Genomic DNA, 25,078 nt, shown 5'->3' with positions numbered 1-25,078 from the left:
TCCTCCAAAGGTCAACATTAAATCACATTTTTTACTCTCTCGCCAGTACGGTAGTTTTCCGTTCTAGTAACGCCGCCATCGAGTTGATACTCCTGAAGTTGGCAAATTCCAGGTCTTCGTTTTCGATCGTCACTTCAAACTCTTTTTCTATAAACAACACCAATTGCATGGCAAACATGGAATTGACGAATCCCAAAGCAAAGATGTCTTCATCATCCTGCAAGTCATGGTTGCCGAAAAACTGAGAAAGGAATTTTTTGATTTTGTCTTTAGCTGCTTTCATGTTCTGTAATTTCTAATGACTAATGATTGTAGGTATAGAAACCTTTTCCGCTTTTTCGCCCGTGCAATCCAGCATCTACCATTTTTTTGAGTAAAGGACAGGGGCGATATTTACTGTCATTGAAGCTTTCGTACAATACTTCGATCGAGAAAAGAATTGTATCTAACCCGATTAAATCTGCTGTTTCTAATGGTCCCATTTTGTGACCGAAACAAGATTTAAAAATTTTATCAACCTGTTCGGCTGAAGCTACTTCCTCTTGCAACAGAAAAATTGCTTCATTAACGGTTAACATTAGCACCCGATTGGAAACAAAACCAGGCGAATCATTAACTAAGATAGATTCTTTTCCCATCTTCGCTAATAATTTTGTGGCGGTTTCGATCGTCTGCTCAGAAGTATGATATCCGCGAATCATTTCCACCATCGGCTTCATCGGTACGGGGTTCATGAAATGAATTCCAATCACTCGATCTGCCCTCTTGGTAGCGGAAGCGATCCGAGTAATGGAAATGGCCGATGTGTTGGCGGCAAAAATAGTTCCTTCCGGGCAAATTGCGTCTATTTTACTGTATACCTCCTTTTTAATATCCCATTTTTCAGTAACATTTTCAACTACGAATTCCGCTTTTTCTAGAAACTGATAGTTACTGGAAAAAGTAATTTTATCCAAAATGTCATTTGGACTATCGGCTTTCTCATTTTTGTTGAAAAACCCTTGAAAACGGATATTATTTTTGATTTCCTGCTTCGCTCGTTCCAGAATATCATCCGAAATATCTAAAAGCACCGCATGATGTCCGGTTTGGGCTAGATTTTGCGCTACCCCAACTCCCATAACACCTGCTCCGATTACACCGACTGTTTGAATGTTCATACTTAATCCTTTGGTCATTGGTCATTGGTCATATCATGGAATTAACTGGTACAAGTTCGCGAACTTCATCTTCAGTTAATTTTTCTAATTCGTTGATGATGATTTCCTCAATAACAAAAGCTAATTCAGCTACAGATGGTGACTGAAAAAGCGAAGGAATAGATATTTCTATCTGGAAGTCTTGTCGAAGCCGAGAAATTAACTGAATCCCGATTAAAGAGTTACCGCCTAAGTCGAAAAAGCTGTCATTTATGCCGACGCGATCGATTCCCAGCAACTCTTGATAAATGCCAGCAATTCTGTACTCAGTATCATTGCTAGGTGAAACATAGGCAGTTTTTAAGTTAGGTCGTGAGTGAATTGATTCGGGGCGAGACTTCTGTGATTTTTCCAGTAAAGTGGTTAAATCAAAATCCTCGTGCTGCTCAATTACAGCCTGGAGATTTCGCGTTGATACCACTACTTGAGGGAGCTGACAAGACAGAATGTGACTTAACGCCTCTATACCTTCTTGAAACGTTATGCCGTATTTCTCTCGCATTTGCTTAAAGCTAGCTTGCATCTGTGGCTCAAATGACAGCAGTGCATCTTGCCAGCTATCCCATTGCCACCAATCCCAATTAATTGAGACAGTAAGCACTTGATGGCGAGAAAAATTGTAATGGGCAAAGGCATCAAGAAAAGCATTAGCGGCGCAGTAATCTACTTGACCAAATCCACCATAAATTGAAGTGAATGAAGAAAATAAAACCAAAAAATCTAGCTTTAGATCCTTCAATACAGCATCTAATACCAGTGTTCCCTTCATCTTAGGCTCAAGAACACTGTTTGCCAATTCGGTCGTTTTCAGTTGAACAAGACCTGCACCTGGGACTCCGGCTGCGTGAATTGCTCCATGAATGTCCCCGAAGCGATCGCATACTTGCTTGACCATCGCTTGCATTTGTTCGAGGTTGGCAACATCTGCTTTGATAACAAGAACTTCTGCGCCCAATTCCTCTAGAAGCTGAACTTTCTTGATTTTTGTACTCAGTAGATGTTGCTCATCATGGTTTGATAACCATTCCTCCCACTCAGCTTTCGGCGGTAATCCCGAACGTCCAATTAGCACTAACTTGGCTTGAGTTGTCTTTGCCAAATGTTCGGCGATCGCGAGTCCAATTCCACCCAATCCACCTGTGATAATATAAACTCCTCCTTGCCGTAACTTGGCTGTGCGTAAGGTTTTATCTTTCACTGGTAGCGGCTCAAAACACTGCACCCATCGACGATTCCCGCGATAAGCAATGACCGGATAAGATAGCTCAACAGCTAATTCTGCCAACAGTCGATCTATCAGTTGTTCCCATTGCTTAGTACCCGATCGGGGCACAGTAATATCAATGCTACGACAGGTGATATTTGAATATTCCTGGGGAATAACTTTACATGGGCCTAAAAGAGTTGCCTTTTCTGGGTACAACTCGTCTTCGTCAGTTAACTCCTGTAGATTATTGGATATGACAGCGATTTGGAGAGAGTCAGTAAGATTTTGTTCTCCCAGTGCCTGCGCCAGAAAAAGCAGACTGTAGAAGCCAAAAACTTGAGTCTCTTCTAACTCCTCAAGTGCTGAATGTATGCGATCGTTCGATGTTATGTTCCACAGATGAGCGATGGTTTTGGGAATTTTATTTAAAGCACCAAGGGCTTTTATTAGGGCGTTATAGTCATCTCTATTTTGAGGAGCGATCGTGTATTCCCGCTCTCTGAGTTGGCTAAATTTCTCTCCGACCCGCACAACTATTACATCTTGATTCTCTCTTTCTAGTCGTTCTACAATTTGCGCTCCTACACCGCAAGCATCAATAAATACAAGCCAGCATTGCTTTTGAGCTATTAATTTACTCGGTTCAAAAGATCCCGGTGGTGCAACTTGTTTCCATGAAGGAATGTAAAACCAGTCGGCAATCTTAAGCTTTTGTTCTAGCGCTCCTTGGTTCAGATTAACATTTTGGGTATTTTTTGGAGGTTCGATCCAATAACGTTGACGCTCGAACGGATAAGTCGGTAATGGAATTCGAGAACGGCGATCGCTAGTATAAAATCCCGACCAATCTATCTTGACTCCTGAAAGCCAAAGCTGACCCAAAGTATTGAACAAGAAAGCCAAATCTGACTGTTGATTGTAAGCATCTCGCAGCGAGGGTAACGCGACTTTATCCGCGATCGCAACATTTTCTAAACACTGTAACGCCAAGCTGCACAGCGTCTGTCCCGGCCCGACTTCTAATAGAATCGGTTTGTGTTTTTTCCACAACTCTTGCATCCCATCAGCAAATAACACGGGTTGACACAAATGCTGAGTCCAATAATTAGGATCTGTAACAAGTTCTGCGGTAATCCAAGTTCCCGTAACGTTAGATATATAAGGAATTTTTGGTGCTTGCAGATTAACGGTTTTCACTAATTCGGTGAATGGTTGAGCGATCGCTTCCATCATCTGAGAATGGAAAGCATGGGAACTTTGCAAGCGCCGACAAGCTAAACCTTTTTCAGTTAGTTGAGCAGCCAATTCATCTATAGCGTTTGTAGTTCCCGCTACTACGCAAAAAGCAGAACCATTAATTGCCGATAAAGAAAGGTTTTTATTCAGCAAAGGACGTACCTTTTCCTCACCCAAAGGAACCGCCAACATCGCTCCACTTGGTAACTCTTGAATCATCTGCGCTCTTTTGGCGACGAGAGTAAGAGCATCTTCTAGAGATAACACTTCTGCTAGCGTTGCGGCGACATATTCGCCGATGCTGTAACCGATCGTCGCCACAGGATGAATTCCCCAGGAAATCCACAACTGAGCTAAAGCATATTCGACAACAAAAATAGCGGGTTGAGTGAGACGAGTTTCATTTAGTTTTTGAGTAGTTTCATCTACCTTTTGTTCGCCGCGACCGAGCATTTTTCGCAGATCTAAACCTGATGGAGAGGTAGTTTTCGGCTCGTTGCGCTCGCGATACATTACATCTCGTAAATCCCAACCAAGCAGAGGTATGAGAAATTCGCAACAGCGATCGACTGTCTCTTGAAATGTCGGTTCAACTTGGTATAATTCCCAACCCATGTTGACATATTGAGTTCCCAGTCCTGTAAATATAAAAGCGACTGGACGTTCGATTCCATCCTGAATATTATTGAGAACTCGTTTGGGATTTTGAAGTGCTGCGATCGCATCTTGAATATCTTTGCAAACCACCGTTCGCCGATGCTCAAAAGATCTACGACCTACTTGCAAGGTGTAAGCGACATCAGCTAAGTTGATGTTGGGATGCTGTTTTAAGTGTTCGGCTAAATTTGCCGTCGCCGTTTCCAAAGCTGAGTTAGTTTTGGCAGATAACATTAGTAATTGCCAAGTCCGAGACGTTTCAGAAGTTTGAGCAGGCGGCGCTTCTTCGAGAATTACGTGAGCATTTGTACCTCCAATTCCTAAAGAACTAACCCCAGCACGGCAAGGATTTTGGTGCGTTTCCCACTGTGAAAGTTTGGTGTTGACGTAAAAAGGACTGTTAGCAAAATCAATCTTGGAATTGGGTTCTTCAAAATGCAAACTTGGTGGAATTAACTGATGTTCGATCGCTAAAACTGTTTTAATTAAACCTGCTACGCCAGCAGCAGCACCGAGATGTCCGAAATTAGTTTTAACGGAACCAACTGCACAGAAAGATTTTTGTGTAGTACGACTTTGAAAAACTTGGTTTAGCGCAGCAATTTCGATCGGATCTCCTAAAGGTGTTGCGCTTCCGTGAGCTTCAATATAATTTATTGTTTCCGGTTCAATTCCCGCGATCGCTTGAGCTTCGGAAATCACTGCTGATTGACCATCTGGACTGGGAGCAGTATAGCCAGCTTTCAACGCGCCGTCATTATTAATTGCCGAACCTTTGATAATTGCATGAATGGAATCTCCATCTGCGATCGCATCATCTAACCGCTTGAGCACCACAACCCCTACACCGCTACCGAAAATACTTCCCCGCGCTTTAGCATCAAAGGATCGGCAATGTCCGTCGGGAGAAGCAAATCCCTCTTGAGACAAATACCCAACCTTCTGTGGAACGCGAACTGCAACGCCACCCGCCAAAGATATATCGCATTCGCCATTCAATAAACTTTGGCAAGCGATATGAATAGCCACCAGTGAAGTAGAACAGGCGGTTTGAACGCTGACACTCGGCCCTTTGAGGTTCAATTTATAAGAAACTCTGGAAGATAGATAATCTTTATCATTTCCTAGCAGCGTTTGTAAATCTGATAGACCAAAATTAGGATAGATATTGTTGAGCAGGTAAGTGTTAGTTTCTGAACCTGCGTAAACACCGATCGAACCTGGGTAAGTTTCCGAATTGTAACCTGCATTTTCTAGTGCTTCCCAAGCAGATTCCATAAATAATCGATGTTGGGGATCTAAAATTTCAGCTTCTTTCGGACTGAAGCCGAAAAACTCAGCATCAAATCCTTCAACGCCTGCCAGGACAGCATTAGCTTTAACGTAATTAGGGTTGTTCAGCAAAGTTGAGTCTACACCTGAAGAGAGTAGTTCTTCATCTGAAAAAAATGCAATTGACTCTACACCATCTCGCAGATTCTGCCAGAAAACCTCGAGATCTTTTGCGCCAGGGAAACGACCTGCCATTCCGATAATGGCTATTTCCGACCCATTCATATCATTCTGTAAATGCACTTCACTCATCTTAACCTCCTTTCTTATTTATCATTGATAATGTAAAATCGCAACTCCAAAATCTAATTTTTCCTCCCCCGATGCTTCTGTCTCGATTGTTGTTGTTGACCTCGTAAAGTTTGGCGGTCGCTCCGTATTGATCCTCGCTCTTGACCTTGTTCTGTCGAGGTTTTTGTAGTTTCATTTTGATTTAAATATTTGAGCAAAGAAGAAATAGTTGGGGCTTTAAACATATCAACTATCGGTATTTTTTTACCCAATATTTCTTGCAATTTGAGTTGAGTCTTGACCATGAGTAACGAATTACCCCCCAACTCAAAGAAATTGTCATGAATTCCCACTTTTTCGAGTTGAAGTAGCTGTTGCCAAACCCCTGCAATTAGTTGTTCGGAATCAGTTACTGGCTCAACGTAAGCCGCACTCTGCTGGGGAAGCAGACTCTCTAGCGCAGACAAGGCGAGGCGATCGACTTTACCATTCCGTGTTAATGGTAAGTCGTCTAGTAGCACATAACCAGAAGGTACCATATATTCGGGAAGTTTCTGCTGCAAGAAATCGCGTAGTTCATCAGTTAATGATTCTGACCGATCGTTCTGAAATGTTGCAGGTTTTTCCTCCAACCACTGCTGAGTCCAACTTGGATCTATTCCTCCGCCTACCATGTTGTGAAGTAAAATTTGACTGGATTCGAGTGCCAATAAATCTTGCAATTGGTCAAATTCTATCGAACCAATAGGACACAAACCAATTTCATATTTTGGCGCGGTTTCCATCAGTAACTGACTGATATAACCCGCCTCCAACATACAAAAATCTCGCGTCACTTCTCCATACATCGGCGCGATCGCACTCAGTTGCCCGATCAAAAATATAGAAAAAGCCGATTCCTCAAAAATTAGCTGATTTTTTTGATAGATCCTGCTGTTAATATTACTAGCAGCACTCACAAATACCAAACGGTGGTAAGTAGGATTGTAATAGTAAAATCCACTTTCTAACCCTTCCACTCGGTTGGGTTTAACATACAAATATGCCTGCACGGGGTAGAGACCACCAGCGGAAGCATAGCGATATTTAGGTAAAGGGGAACTATCCAGCGTTATTGGTAGCAGGCAGCTTAAAAACTCACCTAACTGTTTCAAAGAAATGGCTTTATCTAAAAATTGCCGATAACTTTGACGCTGCAAATAAGCCTGGTTCATAATTTCATCCAACTCAGGTTTTGGCAACTCAATACTGGGTTGAGTGGGTTGAAGCTGTCGCAGTCCTAGTTGTTTGAACTTAAATTCAACGCGTTCTGCCGGATCGATTAATACTCCTTCAAGTTGACCCGGCTCATAAGCTTCAGCCAGCTTATTTTCGGTAGAAATTTTCTGTTTGGGGACGATGTAAGCGACCAAGCGCTGTTGGTTAGACTCGTTACCCACAACTGTAACTACAGAAGCTTTTACATTGGGATGTTGGGTTAAAGCCGCTTCGATTTCTCCGGTCTCAATGCGCTGTCCTCGAATCTTGATCTGGAAATCTACTCGTCCTAAAAACTCGATGTTGCTATCTGGTAAATAGCGACCTAAATCTCCCGTGCGATAAATCCGTTCTCCCGTGCGCGGATGAGTGATGAAATTAGTTTTAGTCTTTTCTTCATCCTGCCAGTAACCTTTTGCTAATTGTACGCCAGCGCAATACATTTGACCGGGAACCCACACCGGACAATCTTCTAAAGATTCGTTCAAAATGTAATATTTGGCGTTAGCCATCGGTTGACCGTAAGGGATACTCTTCCAGTTTGGATCGGCCTGTTCGATGAGATAACCGATGTTCCAAATTGTAGTTTCAGTCGGACCACCAATACTGAGGATTTGGATATTTGACAGTAAAGATTTTAGTCGTTCTGGCAAAGAAATCGGTAGCCAATCTCCACCCAAAATTGCCAAACGCAAACTTAAAGGAATAGTTGCCGATTGCTGTTCGACATAACTAACTAACATCTCCATCATCGCCGGGACTGAATTCCATAAAGTCACTTTTTCTCGCACCATTAAATCTACCCAGCGCGATGGATCTTTTACCGCTTCAGCATCTGGCATGACAATGCTAGCTCCAGCACTTAAAAGACCAAAAATGTCGTAAACAGATAAGTCGTGATTGAGCGCGGTTACAGCTAGGACAGAGTCTTGGTAACTGACATTAAAGCGTCTATTGGTGTGGATAACCACATTCACCACGTTGCGATGAGTAATCATCACGCCTTTGGGTTTGCCTGTGGAACCAGAGGTGTAAATTACATAAGCTAAATCGTCGGGTTTTTGAACAGGATTTAATGCTTGTTTGCTTTCTTTTGCTAAGTCTTCATTGTCTAAACAGAGTAGTTGAATTCCTTCACGCCAAGTAAGTTTTTCTTTTAACCTAGATTGAGTCAAAACAATTTCAACTTGGCTATTTTCTAAGAGATAAAACAAGCGTTCTTCCGGCAATCCTGGGTCAATGGGAACGTAAGCAGCACCGGAAGCTAAAATGCCCATAACTGCAACAATTTGTTCCCATCCTTTCTCCATGACTATGGCGACTAACCGACCGGGAAGAACTCCTAATTGGCGCAGTCGATGACCGACTTGATTCGAGCGCTCGAATAATTCCTGATAGGTTAAGCTGCTAGTGGAAGTTACCACAGCCGTTTTTTCTGGTCGCTGTTTAACTTGAGTTGCAAACAAACTGTGGAGTAACGTATCTGATAATTCAGCCGCAGTATTGTTGATGGCTGCGCGTTGTTCTAATTGTGCGGGTGGTATTAATTGCGGCGCTGTTTCTTGCCAAGTGTTTTCTTCATCAGCTAAGCGTTGCAGGAGACTACAAGCTGCGTCGAACATATCATCGATCATCCCTTCTGGGAATAGTTCGTCTACGACTTGCCAAGTGTAGGTTAGAGAGCCATCCGACTCCACGAAATAGATATTATCTATCCAAATTTGCGGTGTTTGGTAGACGTTATAAACCACTTTTCCCAGAGGAATATCTCCGATCGCATTATTACCATCCACATCTTGAGGAGTAGTCGTAAATACGATCGGCATTGCGACTCCTCCCGCCTTGCCTTGAACCTTAGCTAATTCCCGCAGGACTCGCACGCCAGTTACATAGTCGTGTTCTAAATCCTGCCAAAGTTGCGACTGAATGCGCTGCGATCGCACTTCAAATGATTCATTTCCTGAGTTGTCTATTTCTAGGAGAGTAAATGATACCAATTCTCCCATAATATCGTAGACTTGAGGATGCAATGGTAGGCGATTGAATCGCGGCACGTTGATAGTAAATCTCTGGTTTTTACTCCACCGTCCTATCACTTCCGCATAGACGGCAAGCAATGTGCCAGCTAAGGTTAAACTTCCTTTAGCAGCTCGATTTGTTAGTCTTTGTACCGCTTGAGATTCTATTTTGTATTTGAGACTAACAAATCGAGGGTTTTTGAGATTGCTGGGATTTTGTGCTAGGGGTAATTCCGGTGCTGGTGGTAACGTGGGGATACGAGATAGCCAATATTTTAAAGATTTTTGATAGAGGGGTGAATTTTCGAGATCTATCACAGCTAAAACGTAGTCTCGGAATGAAAGTTCTAGGGTTGAGGGGAAGCGATCGGGAGCTTCGTAGAGTTCTTTTAACTCTCGGAATAAAAGCTGTAAACTCCTACCATCAAGACACCAGCCATCGATGCTGATATGAAGCCTGCTGCTATTTTCCTCTGATTGAGATGCGACGATTTCAAATTGAGGCCACTGTTCGAGAGGTAATATTTGGTGGGAAAGGCGATCGCGAATCATTTCTATTTGAAAAGCTACAGCCTCAGCGTCTTTTCCCCGCAGATCTAATACCTGAATTTTATAAGGCGGTACTTGCGGCAAAATTTGCTGCTGTCCATCCGGCAAAACAATCGCTCGCAGCATATCGTGACGGTTAATTAACTGCTGCCAAGCTAAATTTAATCGATCTATATTTAGATCGACGATCTCGATTTCTGTATAGCTGTGGATCGACACATTCCCCATATCAAAAGAATCCGTTCTACCGATCCAGTAAGCCTGCTGCATATCGTTGAGCGGGAAAGGCTGATACCGATTTTTTAGGTCTGGTGAAATCAAAGGCAATGTTTGGTCTTGAATGCTGGAATGTTCGCTAAATTTATTTAGAAATGTCAGGATTTCAGTTTTGCGATCGGTCAATTGTTCGCGCAACGCAGGTGTCAAAATTTCCTTCGGAGCATTGCAGCGCAGGCGATCGTTATCTACCCAAAGTTTGATACCAAGTTCGCTGAGGTTGAATAAAAATTCGTCAATTGATTGTTTCATAATTCGATCTCCATTCTGTCATCTAATTCAGTATTAATAGGCGCTTGGAATTTTTCAGTAGTCAAACGAATCTTCTCGATGTACTGGGAAATATCGGCTACAGTGGGTGCATCAAACAGGATGCTTAACGGCAAATCCATCTTGATGGCTAGGCGCATCTGAGCAATAACTTGGGTGGCTAACAAGGAATGTCCGCCTAATTCAAAAAAGTTGTCATGGATACCCACTTGCTTAACACCTAGAAACTTTTGCCAAATGTTAGCGATCGTTTCTTCGAGCTCGTTGAGGGGAGCAATATAAGCATTGCTTAATTCGGGTCGAGGGTGTGTTGCTTGGGATAAATTAGTCGTTTCTCCGGTTTCTGAGAAACTTAGTATGCTATGCGAATTATGCCGCTCGATTAAGGTCATCAAATCGCGGGTCGATACTAAAATTTGGGGCAATTTACTCTCTAAAATTCGTCGGAAAACGTTAATACCTTCTGACGGTAATAATCCATCTTCGATAAATTTTGTTGGCAATCCTTTTGCAGGAAACTGGGGATTGGGAGAAGCTAATACATTATATTTTACCTCTTCCGCTTCCCTTTTATCATGCCAGGGGATCGCAATTTTGCTAATATCTTTGGCTGCTGTCATGTATTCAAAGGCGCCAACTATTTCCGAAATTGGAAATACTTGATTTCGCTCGAACTGTTTCACCTCTTCAGCAGCCATGCCCACTTCTTGCCAAGCATCCCAGTTAATACAAGTGGTGAACGTGCCATTTGTGGAGATTTTATAGTGAGAAAAAGCATCCAGAAAAGCATTAGCTCCCGCATAATCCACCTGTCCAACTCCGCCTATCACCGAAGCGAGAGAAGAGAACAAAACAAAGAAATCTAACTCGACATCTTTGAGTAGAAGATCGAGCACCAAAGTACCTTTTACTTTAGGAGCTAAAATACGTTCAGCTTCCTCCCGCGTTTTGCGTTGAATTATACCGCCTCCAGGGACTCCAGCAGCGTGAATAACGCCATCGATATGACCGAATTGTTTTTGAGCAATCTCGATCGCAACCTGCATTTGTTCTAAATTAGTAACATCAGCGGTAGCTACCAAAACCTCTGCACCAGACTCTTCAAATTCGAGTAATTTGCGAATCTTGCGACTAATGGTATCTTGGTCATCGTGTGTAGCTAACCATTGCGATCGCTCGTTGCGATCGGGAAACGCAGAACGTCCTACTAAAACCAGTTTTGCTCTGACTGTTTTCGCCAAATTTTCTGCTAAAACAAGACCAATTCCTCCCAGTCCACCTGTAATTAAATAAACTCCTCCTTCCCTCAAAACTGGTGTTTCTTCTAGTGCTTCATTTAGTTGAACTGGCTCAAAAGTTTGTAACCAGCGATTATTGCCCCGATAAGCAACGATCGCATCATTAGATTTGGGGTTGTCAGCTACGATCTCTGTCAATAGTTGGTCTAGGAGTTTTTCTTGCCAACTTCCCGAAGATGGAAGCACAACATCAATGCTGCGACAATTGATATTTGGATATTCTTGCGCGATCGCTTTCACTGTTCCCAGCAAAGTTGCTTTTTCTGGACAGAGCAATTCATCTCCAGTTACTTCCTGTAGGTTATTAGAAAAAACCACAATTGGCAACTCATTAGTTAAATTCTCATCCCCCAAAGCTTGCGCTAGAAATAGTAGACTATAAAATCCTGTTTCTTGCGCTCTGTCAATCCATTCCCAGCCCGATTTTTGAGTTTCGCCCGTAATAGTCCACAAATGCGCGATCGTTTTGGGAATATTCTCTCTGCCAAAAAGTGCTTTAACCAAAGCCTTGTAGTCATTGGGTTGTTGAGGATTGATAGTGTATACATCTTCCCCAAATTTGGCAAATTCTGACCCGATTTTGACTGTGATTACTTCTTGATTTTGCCGCTCCAATCGTTTCAATAATTCAACACCCAAACCGCATTCATCGATAAATACCAGATAGCATGACTGAACTTGCACGGTATTCGATTTATGCGTTGAGAGAAGAGAACGTTTCCACGAGGGAATATAAAACCAATCTGCAATATCTGGTTTTCGATCCAACTTTACTTGAGGATTAGTACCTGATTCTGCTGGTGGATCTATCCAATAACGTTGGCGCTCAAAAGGATAAGTTGGTAAGGGGATGCGATCGCGTTTTTCACTTGCATAAAATCCCGACCAATCTACCCGCACTCCTGCTAGCCAAAGTTTACCCAGAGTATTCAGTAAAAATCCTGAATCTGACTCTTGATCCTTGGGATGAGGAAGCGAAGAAAGTACGATTCGTCCAGATGCTTGCTGTTTAGCCAGCGTAGTTAATGTTCTTCCCGGCCCAACTTCGAGGAAAATGAGTTGAGAATCTTTAATTAATTCGGCAATTCCTTCAGAAAATCGCACGGTTTCCCGCAAATGTCGCGCCCAATAATTCGGATCGATAGCTTCAGCAGCGGTAATCCAAGTACCAGTAAGGTTGGAGATAAAGGGAATTTGAGGAGGAGTGAATTTTACTTTTTTAAGTGCTAGCACAAACGGTTCGATTATCGAATCCATCATTGCGGAATGAAACGCATGAGAGGTATGCAATTGGCGATATTCTATACCCTTTTCTGCTAGTTGACGTTCGAGGTTTTCTACCGCTTCTATCGTTCCTGAAACCACGCTCAAAGATGGACTATTACTGGCGGCTAGAAATAGGTTTTCATTCAAAAATAATTGAACTTTTTCCGCAGATAAGCTTACAGAAATCATCGTCCCATAAGGTAATTGCTGCATCATTTTTCCGCGAGTAGCTACCAGCGACAAAGCATCTTCGAGAGAGAACACGCCACCGATACAAGCTGCTACATATTCGCCAATACTGTGACCGATGATCGATTGGGGTTGTATTCCCCAGGATATCAATAATTTGGCGAGTGCGTATTCAATAACAAATAGCGCGGGTTGAGTAATAGCAGTTTGCTGTAATTGTTGCGTTGCTTTTTCGGTTTCTTCCTTACTTGGGTAAATCAACATACCCAAATCTAACCCTAAATGAGGTTGAAGTAATTGAAAACAGCGATCGCACTCTTCTCGAAATATTAATTCGCTCTGATAAAGTTCCCGCGCCATATTGACATATTGCGAGCCTTGTCCTGTAAACATGAAAACGACGGCGCGATCGCTTGATTCGATAAAATTAGTAAATACTCGCTGGGGATTGTTCGATGTGAGAGTTTTTACTGCATCCTCAACGTTCTCTGCTACGATCGTCCGGCGATAATTGAATGCTCGACGACCGACTTGCAGGGTGTAAGCTACATCGGCAAGATTGACATCGGAATCCTTCTCTAAATAGTTAACTAAATTAGCTGTAGCTGTTTCTAATCCCGAATTAGTTTTAGCTGACAGTATTAATAATTGTTGGGCGCGAGAAGGACTAGACGCTTCTGGTGTAGGAGCTTCTTCGAGAATTAGATGAGCATTAGTACCGCCAATCCCAAAAGAACTCACTCCAGCACGGCGAGGATTACCGCTAGCTTTCCATTCCGAAAGTTTACTGTTGACATAAAACGGACTATTCTCAAAGTCTATCTGCGGATTTGGTGTCTCAAAATTGATACTGGGAGGCAGTAATTTGTGATGCAGTGCCAAAATAGTTTTAATTAAACCTACAATTCCAGCCGCCGCATCTAAATGCCCGACATTTGTTTTGACCGAGCCGATCGCACAGTAACCTTTCTGATCAGAATTGGCTCGAAAAGCTTGTGTCAGCGCCGCGATTTCGATCGGATCGCCTAAAGGAGTTCCGGTTCCGTGAGCTTCTATATAACTGATTGTTTCTGGCTCAACTTCCGCCATAATTTGAGCCGATCGAATTACCTTCGATTGACCCTCTTCACTGGGAGCAGTATAGCCAACTTTTAATCCACCATCATTATTAATAGCCGATCCTTTAATAACAGCATAAATGCAATCTCTCTCTGCGATCGCATCATCCAACCGCTTGAGAACAACAACACCAATCCCATTACCGCCAATTGTACCGTTTGCTTTGGCATCAAAAGCTCTGCACTTGCCATCAGGAGAAATAATTCCTTCTGGCGATAGTGTTAGTTCGTTTTGAGGAACTTTGACAGCAACACCAGCCGCCAAAGCCATATCGCATTCGCCGCTTAATAAGCTTTGACAAGCTAAATGAACTGCCACTAATGAACTAGAACAAGCTGTTCCTACACTAACACTCGGCCCTTTCAGATTCAATTTGTAGGATACGCGAGTGGGAACGTAATCCTTATCGACTCCAACCAGAGTTTGTAAGAAACTCATTGAATCCATCAATTCTCGGTTGGGATGAAGGTTATAAAGCAAGTAAGTGCTAATTCCCGTTCCCGCATAAACTCCGATCGGTCTTTGTTCGATTTCAGAGTCATAGCCAGCATTTTCCAGCGCTTCCCAAGCACACTCTAAAAACATTTTGTGTTGGGGGTCCATCGTTTCTGCTTCTCTAGGATTAAAGCCAAAGAAAGAAGCATCGAATAGTTCTATATTATCGAGAATAGAGCCTACTTTTGTTGTGCCATCGGCTAATTTACTTGGTCTTGGATTTGGAAAGGTTGAAGTTAAATTCACCCCAGCTTTCAAATTCTCCCAAAAGTCATCAATGCTTTTACTTCCTGGAAATCTTCCAGACATACCTACGATCGCAATTTCTAATCCATTTTTTTCGTAACTCATCGGCTTCTATTTCCTCTCAACATCTATGTTCATCTGTCGTAAAAATTTAACCCGGCACTTATGTAATATCCATAACCACAAATAAAGTTAATGCTTATCTTTCTACTCCTAAAGTGGAGTAAATAACTTTCAAAGATTCATAAGCCTGGATTTTTGAAATCTTTGCTGGAGGCGATTTTTTCCTTGTTGGATTTTCTCTTCCGCTTCAGCTTTTGGCTCGTGCAATAAGGAGACCGATTTTTGGTTTAAGTGCTTTGCTAAAGCACTAATTGTTGAGTATTTAAACAAATCAGTCAATGCAATATATTGTACCATGTTTGGCAGCAAATCTCGCAGCCTCCTGTAAAATTTTGTGATTAGTAATGAATTGCCACCCAAGTCAAAGAAATTATCGTTAATGCCTACCTTCTCTAGTTCCAAAATCTCTCTTACAGCAGTAGCAATTGTTTGTTCAACTTCGCTTTTTGGGGGAACGTAAGCAACTTCTACTTTTTGGAAAAAACTATCTTGAATAAGCAGAGCACGACGGTCTACTTTCCCATTAGCAGAAAGGGGTAAAGCATCAAGAAATGTAAAAGCTGATGGCATCATGTAATCGGGTAACTTCTTTTTAAGAAATTCGCTAACTTCTTCAATAGTAGGGTTTGGTTTTCTGTCGGAAACCAGGTATGCTACCAACTGCTGTTTATGCTGTTCCCCAATTGCTGCCACTACCGAAGCTTTCACGTTAGGATGCTGTGTCAAAGCAGCCTCAATTTCTCCCACTTCAATGCGGTGTCCCCGAATCTTAATCTGGAAATCAACTCGTCCTAAAAATTCAATGTTGCCATCAGGATGATAACAACCTAAATCTCCTGTCCGATACAGACGTTCTCCCGTGCGCGGATGAGTAATAAAACTGTCGCCAGTCTTTTCTTCATTGCGCCAATAGCCTTTTGCCAACTGCACTCCAGCACAGTACATTTGTCCCGGAACCCACATCGGACAGTCTTCTAAAGCGTCGTTCAAAATATAATATTTCGAGTTCGCCATCGGTTGACCGTAGGGAATGCTCTTGCAATTTGGATGGACTTTTTCAATGAGATAGCCAATATTCCAAATAGTAGTTTCAGTCGGGCCGCCAATGCTGAGAATTTGGGTATTTGGTACTAGAGATTTTATGCGACTTGGCAAATAAATCGGCAGCCAATCTCCTCCTAAAATTGCCAATCGCAAACTTTTTAGTAGCGCTCCAGATTCACCCTCCATGTAATCTACCAACATCTCCATCATCGCCGGAACAGAGTTCCATAATGTCACCCCTTCTCTTACCATTAAATCTACCCAATGACGGGGATCTTTGACAGCAGCAGCATCCGGCACAACGATCGCGCCGCCAGCACTCAAAAGACCGAAGATATCGTAAACGGACAAATCGTGATTGAGAGCGGTCAAAGCTAAAATTCGGTCTTGCGAACTAACATTAAAACGCTGATTCGTATAAACAACAACATTCGACACATTGCGATGAGTAATCATCACCCCTTTCGGCAATCCTGTAGTCCCAGAAGTATAGATCACATAAGCTAAATCGTCGGGTGTTTGAACTGGATTTAATGCTTGCTTGCTTTCTCGGGCTAAGTCTTCATTATCTACGCATATTAGTTGAATTCCCGATCGCCAAGTAAGCTTTTCTTTCAACCGAGATTGAGTTAGAACTATCTGAACTTCACTATTCTCTAACAGATAAGATAAACGTTCTTCAGGTAATCCGGGAGCGATGGGAACGTAAGCAGCACCGGAAGCTAAAATCCCCATAACTGCAACAATTTGTTCCCATCCTTTTTCCATGACTATGGCGACTAACCGATTGGGAAGAACTCCTAATTGGCGCAGTCGATGACCGACTTGATTCGATCGCTCGAATAATTCCTGATAAGTTAGAGTTCGTGCGGATGAAATGACCGCCTTTTCACCTCCTCTCTCCCGGACTTGCGCGGCAAATAAACTATGCAGTAGATCGTCTGAAATCGCTGCATCTGTGGCATTAATCGCATTCCTTTGCGCTAATTGCGCCGGAGGTAAAAGTTGCCGCTTCGTTTCCACCCAGGCAGATTCAGACGTAGCAAGTTGCTTGAGCAAACTGCAATATGCCTCAAACATATCTGCGATCGCACCTTCCGGGAAAAGTTCTTCAACTACGTCCCAATTAAATGTCAATGCTTCTTTTTCTTCCCAAACTTGAATATCCATCCAAGCTTGGGATGCTTGACTAATTCCATATACCAATTCGCCAAAATGACTGAACGTTAAAGTTTCTTGTCCCAGAGAACGGAAACCGAGAGTGCTAGTAAAAACAATTGGCATTGCGCTAGGAGTTGTTCCTCTGCGGCGAGCCAATTCCCGCGTCACACTGACTCCACTAAAATAGCGATGTTCTAAATCTTGCCACAGTTGTTTCTGAAGGCGAATGGCTCGATCGATAAACGACTCACAAGCGGCATTATCTACTGCTAAAAGAGTGACGGAGGTAAAGTCTCCTAAGATGTCATGAACTTGAGGATGTAGCGGTAGACGATTAAATAAAGCCAGATTAATTGTAAATTTTTGGCTTTGACTCCAAAGGGCGATAATTTCAGCAAAAGCTGCCAGTAATAGCCCAGAAGGAGTCACACCCGCTTGCGCAGATAGCAACTTTAACTGTTGCCAATCAGTTCGTTCCAGTCCGCTTTCGTAGCGCCTGTTGCGATGCTCTTTGAGTTCTTTAGGATTTTTGGCGAGAGGTAAGTCCGGTGCTAGAGATAGAGTATCCAGACGACTCAACCAATATTCGTGCGATCGCTTATATAATTCCGTATCTTGCAACGCTTGTTCTGCTAAAACATAATCCCGAAAAGTTATTTCTAACGGTGGCAATATCGCATCAGGATTTTGATACAGTTGAAACCACTCATCAAATAACCGAAACAAGCTCCAAGCATCAAATACTTGCAAATCGTAGCTGATATGCAGCCGAACTACATCCCCATTTAACCGCGTTGCTCTAAACTCAAATAAAGGCCATTGATCGGCAGGTAAAACTTGATGGGATAGGCGATCGCGAATTGTTTCAATCTCAGATATTACAACTTCTTTCTCCTGTCCTCTCAGATCCAAAACCTCCATTTGATATGCAGGAACTTGTTTGAGAACTTGTTGCTGACCGTCAGGTAATACTATTGCCCTCAGCATATCGTGGCGATCGATTAATTTGGGCAACGCCGCGTTCAATCTTTCCACGTCTAAGGCATGACATTCAATCTCGTAGTAACCGTGATTTGCGACATTTCCTAAGTCTAACACCCCACTACGACCCACCCAAAATGCGTGCTGCATATCAGTCAAGGGGAAAGGTTCGTAGCGCAAGTCTGGTGCTGGCTTAATTATTGGTAAAGAAGTAGAACTCGCACTCATGCTGTTCTGGCGCAATAACAGGATAAGTTCTGCTTTATGTTCAATTAATGAGTTACGCAATTCGGGAGTAATTGCTCCTTTCGGCGCATCAATTTCTAGCGAACTTCCATTGGTAGAAAGTTTTATGCCTTGGTTAGATAAAGTGTTTAAAAGTAAATGTAAATTCATATTTTTAGCTGGAAGTTAGTATTGCACCACTTGACGAGCGTTTATTTCTTCGAGGTTCTCAAAGACTTAATATTTCCCTTTGTTCCTCTGCTTTAAATTCGGTAACAAAACCCGATTCTGATGCCGTTAAGTTCGCCAAAGCTAATTGATTAAGCACCAGTTCTGCTAATTGACTTATATTGTTGTCCCCAAAAAATCTTTCTATTGGCACTCGCACTTGTAGATCCGTCTCGATCCGACTCCTAAGTTCAAAAGCCATTAAGGAATCAAGCAGTAAAGCCAGAGAATGCTGCGGAGTTAGACTATCGAAAGGGAATTGTAAAGAATTGGTTAGCCATTCTATTAGATAAGTTTCCAATATTTGCTGCTGTTCTCTTGGTGCAGCGGCGAATAGTTTTTCCTTGGATAGAACAGCTTTTTGGACATCGAAAAGATTAACTGCGCTCTTCTCTTCTTCTCGATTAACATTAATTGGGGGAGCAGGAGCAGTTCCTAGCGCTACATCACCCCAGCGCATTACCGTTGCAGCCGCAGTTGCAGCCGCGCCGTTGGTGTAAACAAGAACTAAATCATTTTCGCGAATTTTACCTGCAAGAGCAGCATGATATAAATTAGCGATCGCAAATACAGAACCGATATTCGCATACCAAGGATAAAGATCGATCGTGCGTTCTGGAGCGATGCCCAATGCCCTAGCACAAAGCCTCGCATACCACGCTGTCGGAGTATTGAAGGCAAAAAAGTCAATTTGTTCGAGAGTCACGCCAGCCGCCGCCACAGCCCCCTCACAGCAAGTACGAACGAACTCGACGCTGGTTTCGGCGAAGCTGCTGGCGTTCTCACCCGTCCGAGTACGCATTCCAGGCTTACCTTGCGCGTCTGTTATCAGTTCGTGTAAATACGCACCACAAGTAGCAGCAGTGTTAATTATTTTAGTGCCCAAAACTCCTCGATCGGGTTTGAGCGAATCCACCACAAAAGCTCCAGCAGCGTCTCCCATAGACCAGGATAAAGTATCTTCCTCATCTACAGAGTTAGACTCAATGTGAGAAACAACCACCAAAACATTGCGATACTCTCCCGTTTGCACCAACGCACGCGCATTTTGCAGCGCAACTAACGCACTCGAACAAGTCGATTCCAGATTCCACGCCGGACATTGCAATTGCAATTCACCTGCGAGATAAGAGGCATTGCCAGGAACCAGTTGTTCGGGAAAAATAGAAGCAACGATCGCCAATTCCACTTCATCAGTAGAAAGTTTTGCTGCATCCAGCGCCTCCCTAGCAGCGCGACATTCCAGCATCAGCGACGACTCGCCTGCACCCAGCACCCGTCGCTCGACGTTACCCCGAAAAGGGTCTGATAAATATGGTGCTACTTCTTGCGACCAAATAGCGAATCCATCATCGTCGGAGGTGAATTCATTAGACTGAGATAACCTCGTTCTTCTTTGCGAAGTTACAGCAAACAAATGAGGGAACTTTTCCAGCCAATAATCATTAGTCCGAATGAGGCTGGGAAAACTGAGTGCAAGCGATCGAATACCAACTGAAGGATTCATCATAACCATTAAAACTAGGAGTAATTCTTAGGTACGTAGTTGGGCTTTAGACCTCCCGAAGCGCTGAAGCGCAACTACGTACCTTTACTTGCAGATTTCAAAACCAGATTTGTTAACATCGTATTCATCTTGTTAACAGACTCCACATACTCGTTTTCGGGAATAGATTCGGCCACAATTCCTGCACCAGCATTTAAGTAAACCCAATCCCCATATTGATAAGCCGAGCGAATAGCGATCGCGATATCTGCCATGCCATTGCTATTAACCCAACCGATACCCCCAGCATAAATTCCTCTCGGTTCTTTTTCCAGTCGCTCAATCCATTGGAGAGCTTTGTGTTTGTCAATCCCGGATACGGTGACACCCGGAAATAACACTTTCAAAGCATCCCATAAAGTTTTTTCTACTTTTAGCTGACCGCCAATTCGCGATGATAGATGCTGCACGCACCTGTATTGCTTCACCTGCATGAAGTCAAAAATCCGAAGAGTTTCTGGTAGACAAACGTCAGCCATCTCGCTTTGCGCCAGCCATATCGAAAGCGCGTGTTCCTTTACCTCTTTAGCATCGGTAAATAACTCACTTTCCAATTGTAAATCTTCTTCCAAATTTTCCGATCTCGGTCTAGTTCCCGCCAATGGATTAGTAACTACAAAGCCATCAGCATTAACTTCCATTAAAATTTCAGGACTGAAGCCTACCGCACTTACTTCGCCAGCGTGCAAACAATACGATCGCGCTGAGTTGTTGTTTTTCGCTCCTAAAGCATAAGTTCCCAGCAAATCCATCTCCGCTTTCACTTTCACGGATCGGGAAATAATCGCTTTATGTAAATCGCCGCTTTGGATGGCTTGAATCAGCTCGCCTACATGGTTTTGATACTGTTCTCTATCGGCGAAATCTACAACTGGTGGTGTCGCTACATAGTCTCTCAATTCGCTATTTATTGATAACGCTTCTAGAACTTTTGTTGGCGACTTGATGCTTCTGATATGAACTCCTCTAGGAGCGATAAAAAGTTCTATTTCTGGAACTAAAAAATATAGCAGAGGTTGTTCAATTGCCTTGGAGTAGGAGTAGTAGAAGCGAGCCACATCAAAGCCGATGTAACCATAAGCAGTCCAATTCTCGATCGGCAAAGATGCTAAGGCTGATTCTACTTGCTTGAGCGGATCGACAATCGGTTCTGACTTAATCTCACCCATAAAAGCGAGCGAAACATCGTGAGAACTTACCGATATTTCCGCTAAAACATTCCCAGCAATACGTACTTCGTTTTCACTTTTGTACATTACGTACTTGGAAAAAATCCCAGCATCTAATAGATTCTGCAACAGAATCAGAGCATCTCTCTGACCTGGTATGAATAGTTCGTGGTAAGTTAATAAGTTGCTCGCTACCTGATACATGGGGTAAATTTTTGGGTGAAGGGAGTTAAACATTAAGGCATTTTCAGCAATGATTTGCGATGAATTTTTCCGGTGGGCGTGCGCGGTAATGTTTCCAAAAAGTGGATTTTTTTAGGAGCCTTAAAATGGGGTAATCTAGTCCTAGCTAATTGTCGAATTTTCTCTTCTAAATCGGGAGATTTCTCAAAGTCGGGTTTAAGGCTGACGTAAGCGATAATCTCAGTTAATTGTTCGCCGCGATCGCATTCTGGCACTACCGCCGCATCAAGAACTCCTTCGTGCTGGAGTAAGACATCTTCCACTTCAAACGGCGATACCCACATCCCATTTACTTTGAAGAAATCATCCTTACGTCCCATAAACCAGAAATAACCATCTGCATCCCGCAGATATTTATCCCCCGTTCGCATTGCGTTCCCGTAAAGAGCTTGTCGCGTTTCCCGCAGGCGATTCCAATACCCCAGCATGAGACTTTCTCCACTCACCTCTAGGTCGCCAATTTCCCCCGCCGGAACTGGGAAACCCTTTTCATCAACCACTCGCACATCATAACCGGAAAGTGGACGACCAGAACTGCCGGGACGACATTCTCCCTCTGCATTAGACAGAAAGATATGCAGCAATTCCGTCGTACCAATACCCTCATAAACCTCAATTCCGTAAGTGTCTCGCCACTTATACCAAATGGTTTTGGGTAGTTGTTCGGCGGCTGATAAGCACAACCTTAAAGATGAAGTATTTAGAGGTGCAATTTCATGCACTGAGAGAATGCTCGCATATATGCTGGGTATGCCAAACAAAATTGTCGGTCGGTAGCGATCGATGTCCGCAATAATATCAAAAGCATTATTGGCATCTGATAATATTGTCGCTGCACCAACTGCCATCGGCATATATAAACTATTCCCTAAACCGTAGGCAAAAGGCATCTTCGCTACTGAATAGGTGATGTCATCTTGATGCAAACCGAGTTTAGCTTTACCGTACAGTTCTGCACAAACTACCATGCTTTGGTGGTTGTGAATTACACCTTTGGGTTTGCCCGTACTACCGGAAGTGTAAAGCCAAAAAGCAGGTTCATCTCCAGATGTCTCGGCGTAAGGTAACTGTTCGTCTGTCTGCTGAGTCAGCAAAGACAAAAATGGTTTTTCTCCGTCTGCAAGGAGAATATTTTGCAAGAACTTAGACTGGATGGGAGTCAGTTTTTCTTGCCACTGTTGGTTAGTCACTAAGACTTTGGCGCGTGAATCTTGCAGGATATAGTGGATGTCATCGATCGTACAAGCCGTATTGATCGGAACTGGTACTGCACCGAGGAAAATTGCTCCCCAGAAAGCAAATACTGATTCTGGAGAGTCTGACAAAAGAATGGCTATCCGGTTTTCTCGCGCCAATCCTAATTCGGAGAATAATCTAGCTGTACGGCGGACAAAGCTGTTTAATTGGGCATAAGTATAAGTCCGATCCTGATGGTAAAACGCTACTTTCTCGCTACGTCCTTCTTGTGCCAGATTGCTTTCCAAGAAGTAAGCTGCAACGTTGAAGATGCTAGGTAATTTTTCAGAAATACTCATTTATGTTCGGCTGGCATCGCCGTTTCGATCTCATTACAGATTTGAGCTAATGTCATATCTTGGCGGGTTCCAAGTTTCAAGTTAACCCCCAATCTTCGTTTCAATTCCAGCGCAACTTGTACTGTTTCAACAGAGTCAAGTTGTAAATTCTCGCGCAGTAAAGTGTCTTGATGAAGGGACTCTTCGGGAATACCTAAATTAGCCAGTATTTCCTTCAGTGTATCCATCGCCTTTTGACTTCTCATGAAATAAACGATCCTTTGGACTTGTCATGGAATAAATAGTAGTGATGTTTTGACTTAATTTTCCTGGCTTTCACTTGAAAATGTCGATCTTTTCAGCGAACCGATCGTTAACGGCAAGAACAGCCTACATCAGCCACACTGACTTCGTTTGCTTGATTGTTGAGAACTCATTTCAATAAGCTAGATGAATTGTATTACCTATTCTCGATTCTTGGCAAGCCCTAATCAGGAAAGTTTTGTAAAGTTTTATTAAGAGCAACAAACGGTTACGTATTAGACCTCGGCCAGATTTAGATTTTATTCATACAGGGCAAGGGTTTGAGATTCTTTTTCGGAAATATCTATTTAGGCTGACGGAGTGACAACGCCTCTGTCACCTTGATGAGGCAAGCGTTGAGGCTCCTTAACATTGAGAAGGATCGCAGCTTCTTGACAGAATTATTGATAATAATTATAGGTAGCAATCGCCAGAGTTGCTTATTGTCCGTTATCCAAACCGGAAAAAGTCGCGTAGGCGCAGTCAGCCGCAGGCATCGCCCGCACATATCTTTTTTGAGATAGATTAACTCAAACCCTTGCTGCGTCAAGTCTTTCAACAGTATTAATTTATGAACGCTACCATAACTGCAAACTCCTGGATTACCTATCCCAAACCCAATCCTGAAGCCAAGTTACGACTATTCTGCTTCCACTATGCCGGGGGTGGGGCTTTGAGCTATCGTGCTTTTCCAGGGAACCTACCGTCAGATGTAGAGGTTTGTCCGGTCGAACTTCCCGGACGTGGATTTCGACTGCTGGAAAATCCCTTCACCGAGATCGAGCCTCTAATTGATACTCTTGCTCTTACCATCCTGAGCAGCCTTAACAAACCTTTTGCTTTCTTCGGTCACAGTATGGGCGCATTGGTGAGCTTTGAACTGGCGCGACTACTCCGCAAAGAGTATAACCAAAGTCCACTGCACCTATTTGTATCAGGACATCGCGCTCCTCAAATTCCAGATCGCGACCCGCCCATTCATGCTCTACCAGAACCAGAATTTTTACGAGAATTGTGCCGTTATAACGGAACTCCCAAAGCCGTGCTAGAAAACGCCGAACTGATGGAACTGCTACTTCCTACTCTGCGAGCCGATTTTGCTGTGGTTGAAACTTACGCTTACTCGCAGTCACCGCCGTTAGATTGTCCGATCGCTGCTTTTGGTGGCTTAGAAGATTGGAAAGTCGGTATCGAAGACCTAGAAGCATGGCGAAAGCAGACAAACTCTGCTTTTTCGCTGGAGATGTTTCCCGGAGATCATTTCTACCTGCACTCAGCCCAAACACTTTTGCTACAGCGCCTTTCACAATTACTTTCAGCAGTTGAACTCCCATGAACTGGTAGGCTCAGTCATATCAGCCCTGTCAAGGTTTATGCTGAGTCTGCTTAGCAGCCATCAAACTGTTGAAATCTCGAAGGCTTGGATCGTTAAATCTTCTTCGTTTAACTGAGGATATTGCCCCATTCTCAATTAGTACGATCGCCCGCATCCTGTGTCCTTAAGTCCGCATCGATCGGACGATCGTCTCAATCGCTATAGAACCCATTTGACATCTTTTCTTAAAAAAAAGGCGGCTAAACAAGCCGTCTCGCATAACTCAATAGCCAGAAGTGTTGAATGCTTATTTGATAGGATTCTGAAAATAGACATACGAATCCTATAAACTGGTGATTTCAGCAATTAAAAACAAGTTCC

General features: G+C 43.1%; 11 protein-coding genes. 1 reads left to right on the top strand and 10 read right to left on the bottom strand.

Translation table 11 applies throughout. The features are described from left to right. Positions 1-31: 31 nt before the first annotated feature. The 10 genes from E5S67_RS13435 to E5S67_RS13390 form a co-directional block, all read right to left on the bottom strand. Positions 32-283, bottom strand: coding sequence for an acyl carrier protein (locus tag E5S67_RS13435; RefSeq protein ID WP_172187958.1), 252 nt, complete (start codon positions 281-283; stop codon positions 32-34). Positions 284-302: 19 nt separating this feature from the next. Then, on the bottom strand, positions 303-1,178 hold the full coding sequence (locus E5S67_RS13430; RefSeq protein ID WP_281363538.1) for a 3-hydroxyacyl-CoA dehydrogenase family protein: 876 nt from the start codon (positions 1,176-1,178) through the stop codon (positions 303-305). Between the two features lie 10 nt (positions 1,179-1,188). Beyond that, the gene (locus tag E5S67_RS13425; protein ID WP_172187953.1) at positions 1,189-5,883 is read right to left on the bottom strand and encodes a type I polyketide synthase; all 4,695 of its coding nucleotides are present in this window, start codon (positions 5,881-5,883) and stop codon (positions 1,189-1,191) included. Positions 5,884-5,936: 53 nt separating this feature from the next. Beyond that, entirely contained in the window at positions 5,937-10,214 is a 4,278-nt protein-coding gene (locus tag E5S67_RS13420) for a non-ribosomal peptide synthetase (RefSeq protein WP_172187950.1), read from the bottom strand. Then, positions 10,211-14,950, bottom strand: coding sequence for a type I polyketide synthase (locus E5S67_RS13415; RefSeq protein ID WP_246276775.1), 4,740 nt, complete (start codon positions 14,948-14,950; stop codon positions 10,211-10,213). Before E5S67_RS13415 ends, E5S67_RS13420 begins: the two co-directional genes overlap by 4 nt. A 129-nt stretch (positions 14,951-15,079) precedes the next feature. Further along, a complete protein-coding gene (locus E5S67_RS13410; RefSeq protein WP_172187947.1) occupies positions 15,080-18,550 on the bottom strand; it encodes a non-ribosomal peptide synthetase in 3,471 nt (1,156 codons plus the stop codon). A gap of 58 nt (positions 18,551-18,608) precedes the next feature. Next, positions 18,609-20,117, bottom strand: coding sequence for a 3-oxoacyl-[acyl-carrier-protein] synthase III C-terminal domain-containing protein (locus tag E5S67_RS13405; protein ID WP_246276774.1), 1,509 nt, complete (start codon positions 20,115-20,117; stop codon positions 18,609-18,611). Between the two features lie 71 nt (positions 20,118-20,188). Then, a complete protein-coding gene (locus tag E5S67_RS13400) occupies positions 20,189-21,559 on the bottom strand; it encodes a salicylate synthase (protein WP_246276773.1) in 1,371 nt (456 codons plus the stop codon). After that, positions 21,559-23,100, bottom strand: a complete 1,542-nt coding sequence (locus tag E5S67_RS13395) for a benzoate-CoA ligase family protein (protein ID WP_172187943.1) — start codon at positions 23,098-23,100, stop codon at positions 21,559-21,561. The genes E5S67_RS13400 and E5S67_RS13395 overlap by 1 nt, the downstream gene beginning before the upstream one ends. Next, entirely contained in the window at positions 23,097-23,327 is a 231-nt protein-coding gene (locus E5S67_RS13390; RefSeq protein ID WP_172187941.1) for an acyl carrier protein, read from the bottom strand. The genes E5S67_RS13395 and E5S67_RS13390 overlap by 4 nt, the downstream gene beginning before the upstream one ends. A 626-nt stretch (positions 23,328-23,953) precedes the next feature. Between E5S67_RS13390 and E5S67_RS13385 the strand changes: the two genes are divergently transcribed. Further along, a complete protein-coding gene (locus E5S67_RS13385; protein WP_172187939.1) occupies positions 23,954-24,718 on the top strand; it encodes a thioesterase II family protein in 765 nt (254 codons plus the stop codon). Positions 24,719-25,078 lie beyond the last annotated feature (360 nt).

It is taken from the genome of Microcoleus asticus IPMA8 (assembly GCF_013179805.1).
Lineage (GTDB): Bacteria > Cyanobacteriota > Cyanobacteriia > Cyanobacteriales > Microcoleaceae > Microcoleus > Microcoleus asticus.
This window is presented reverse-complemented; position numbering and strand designations above follow the sequence as displayed.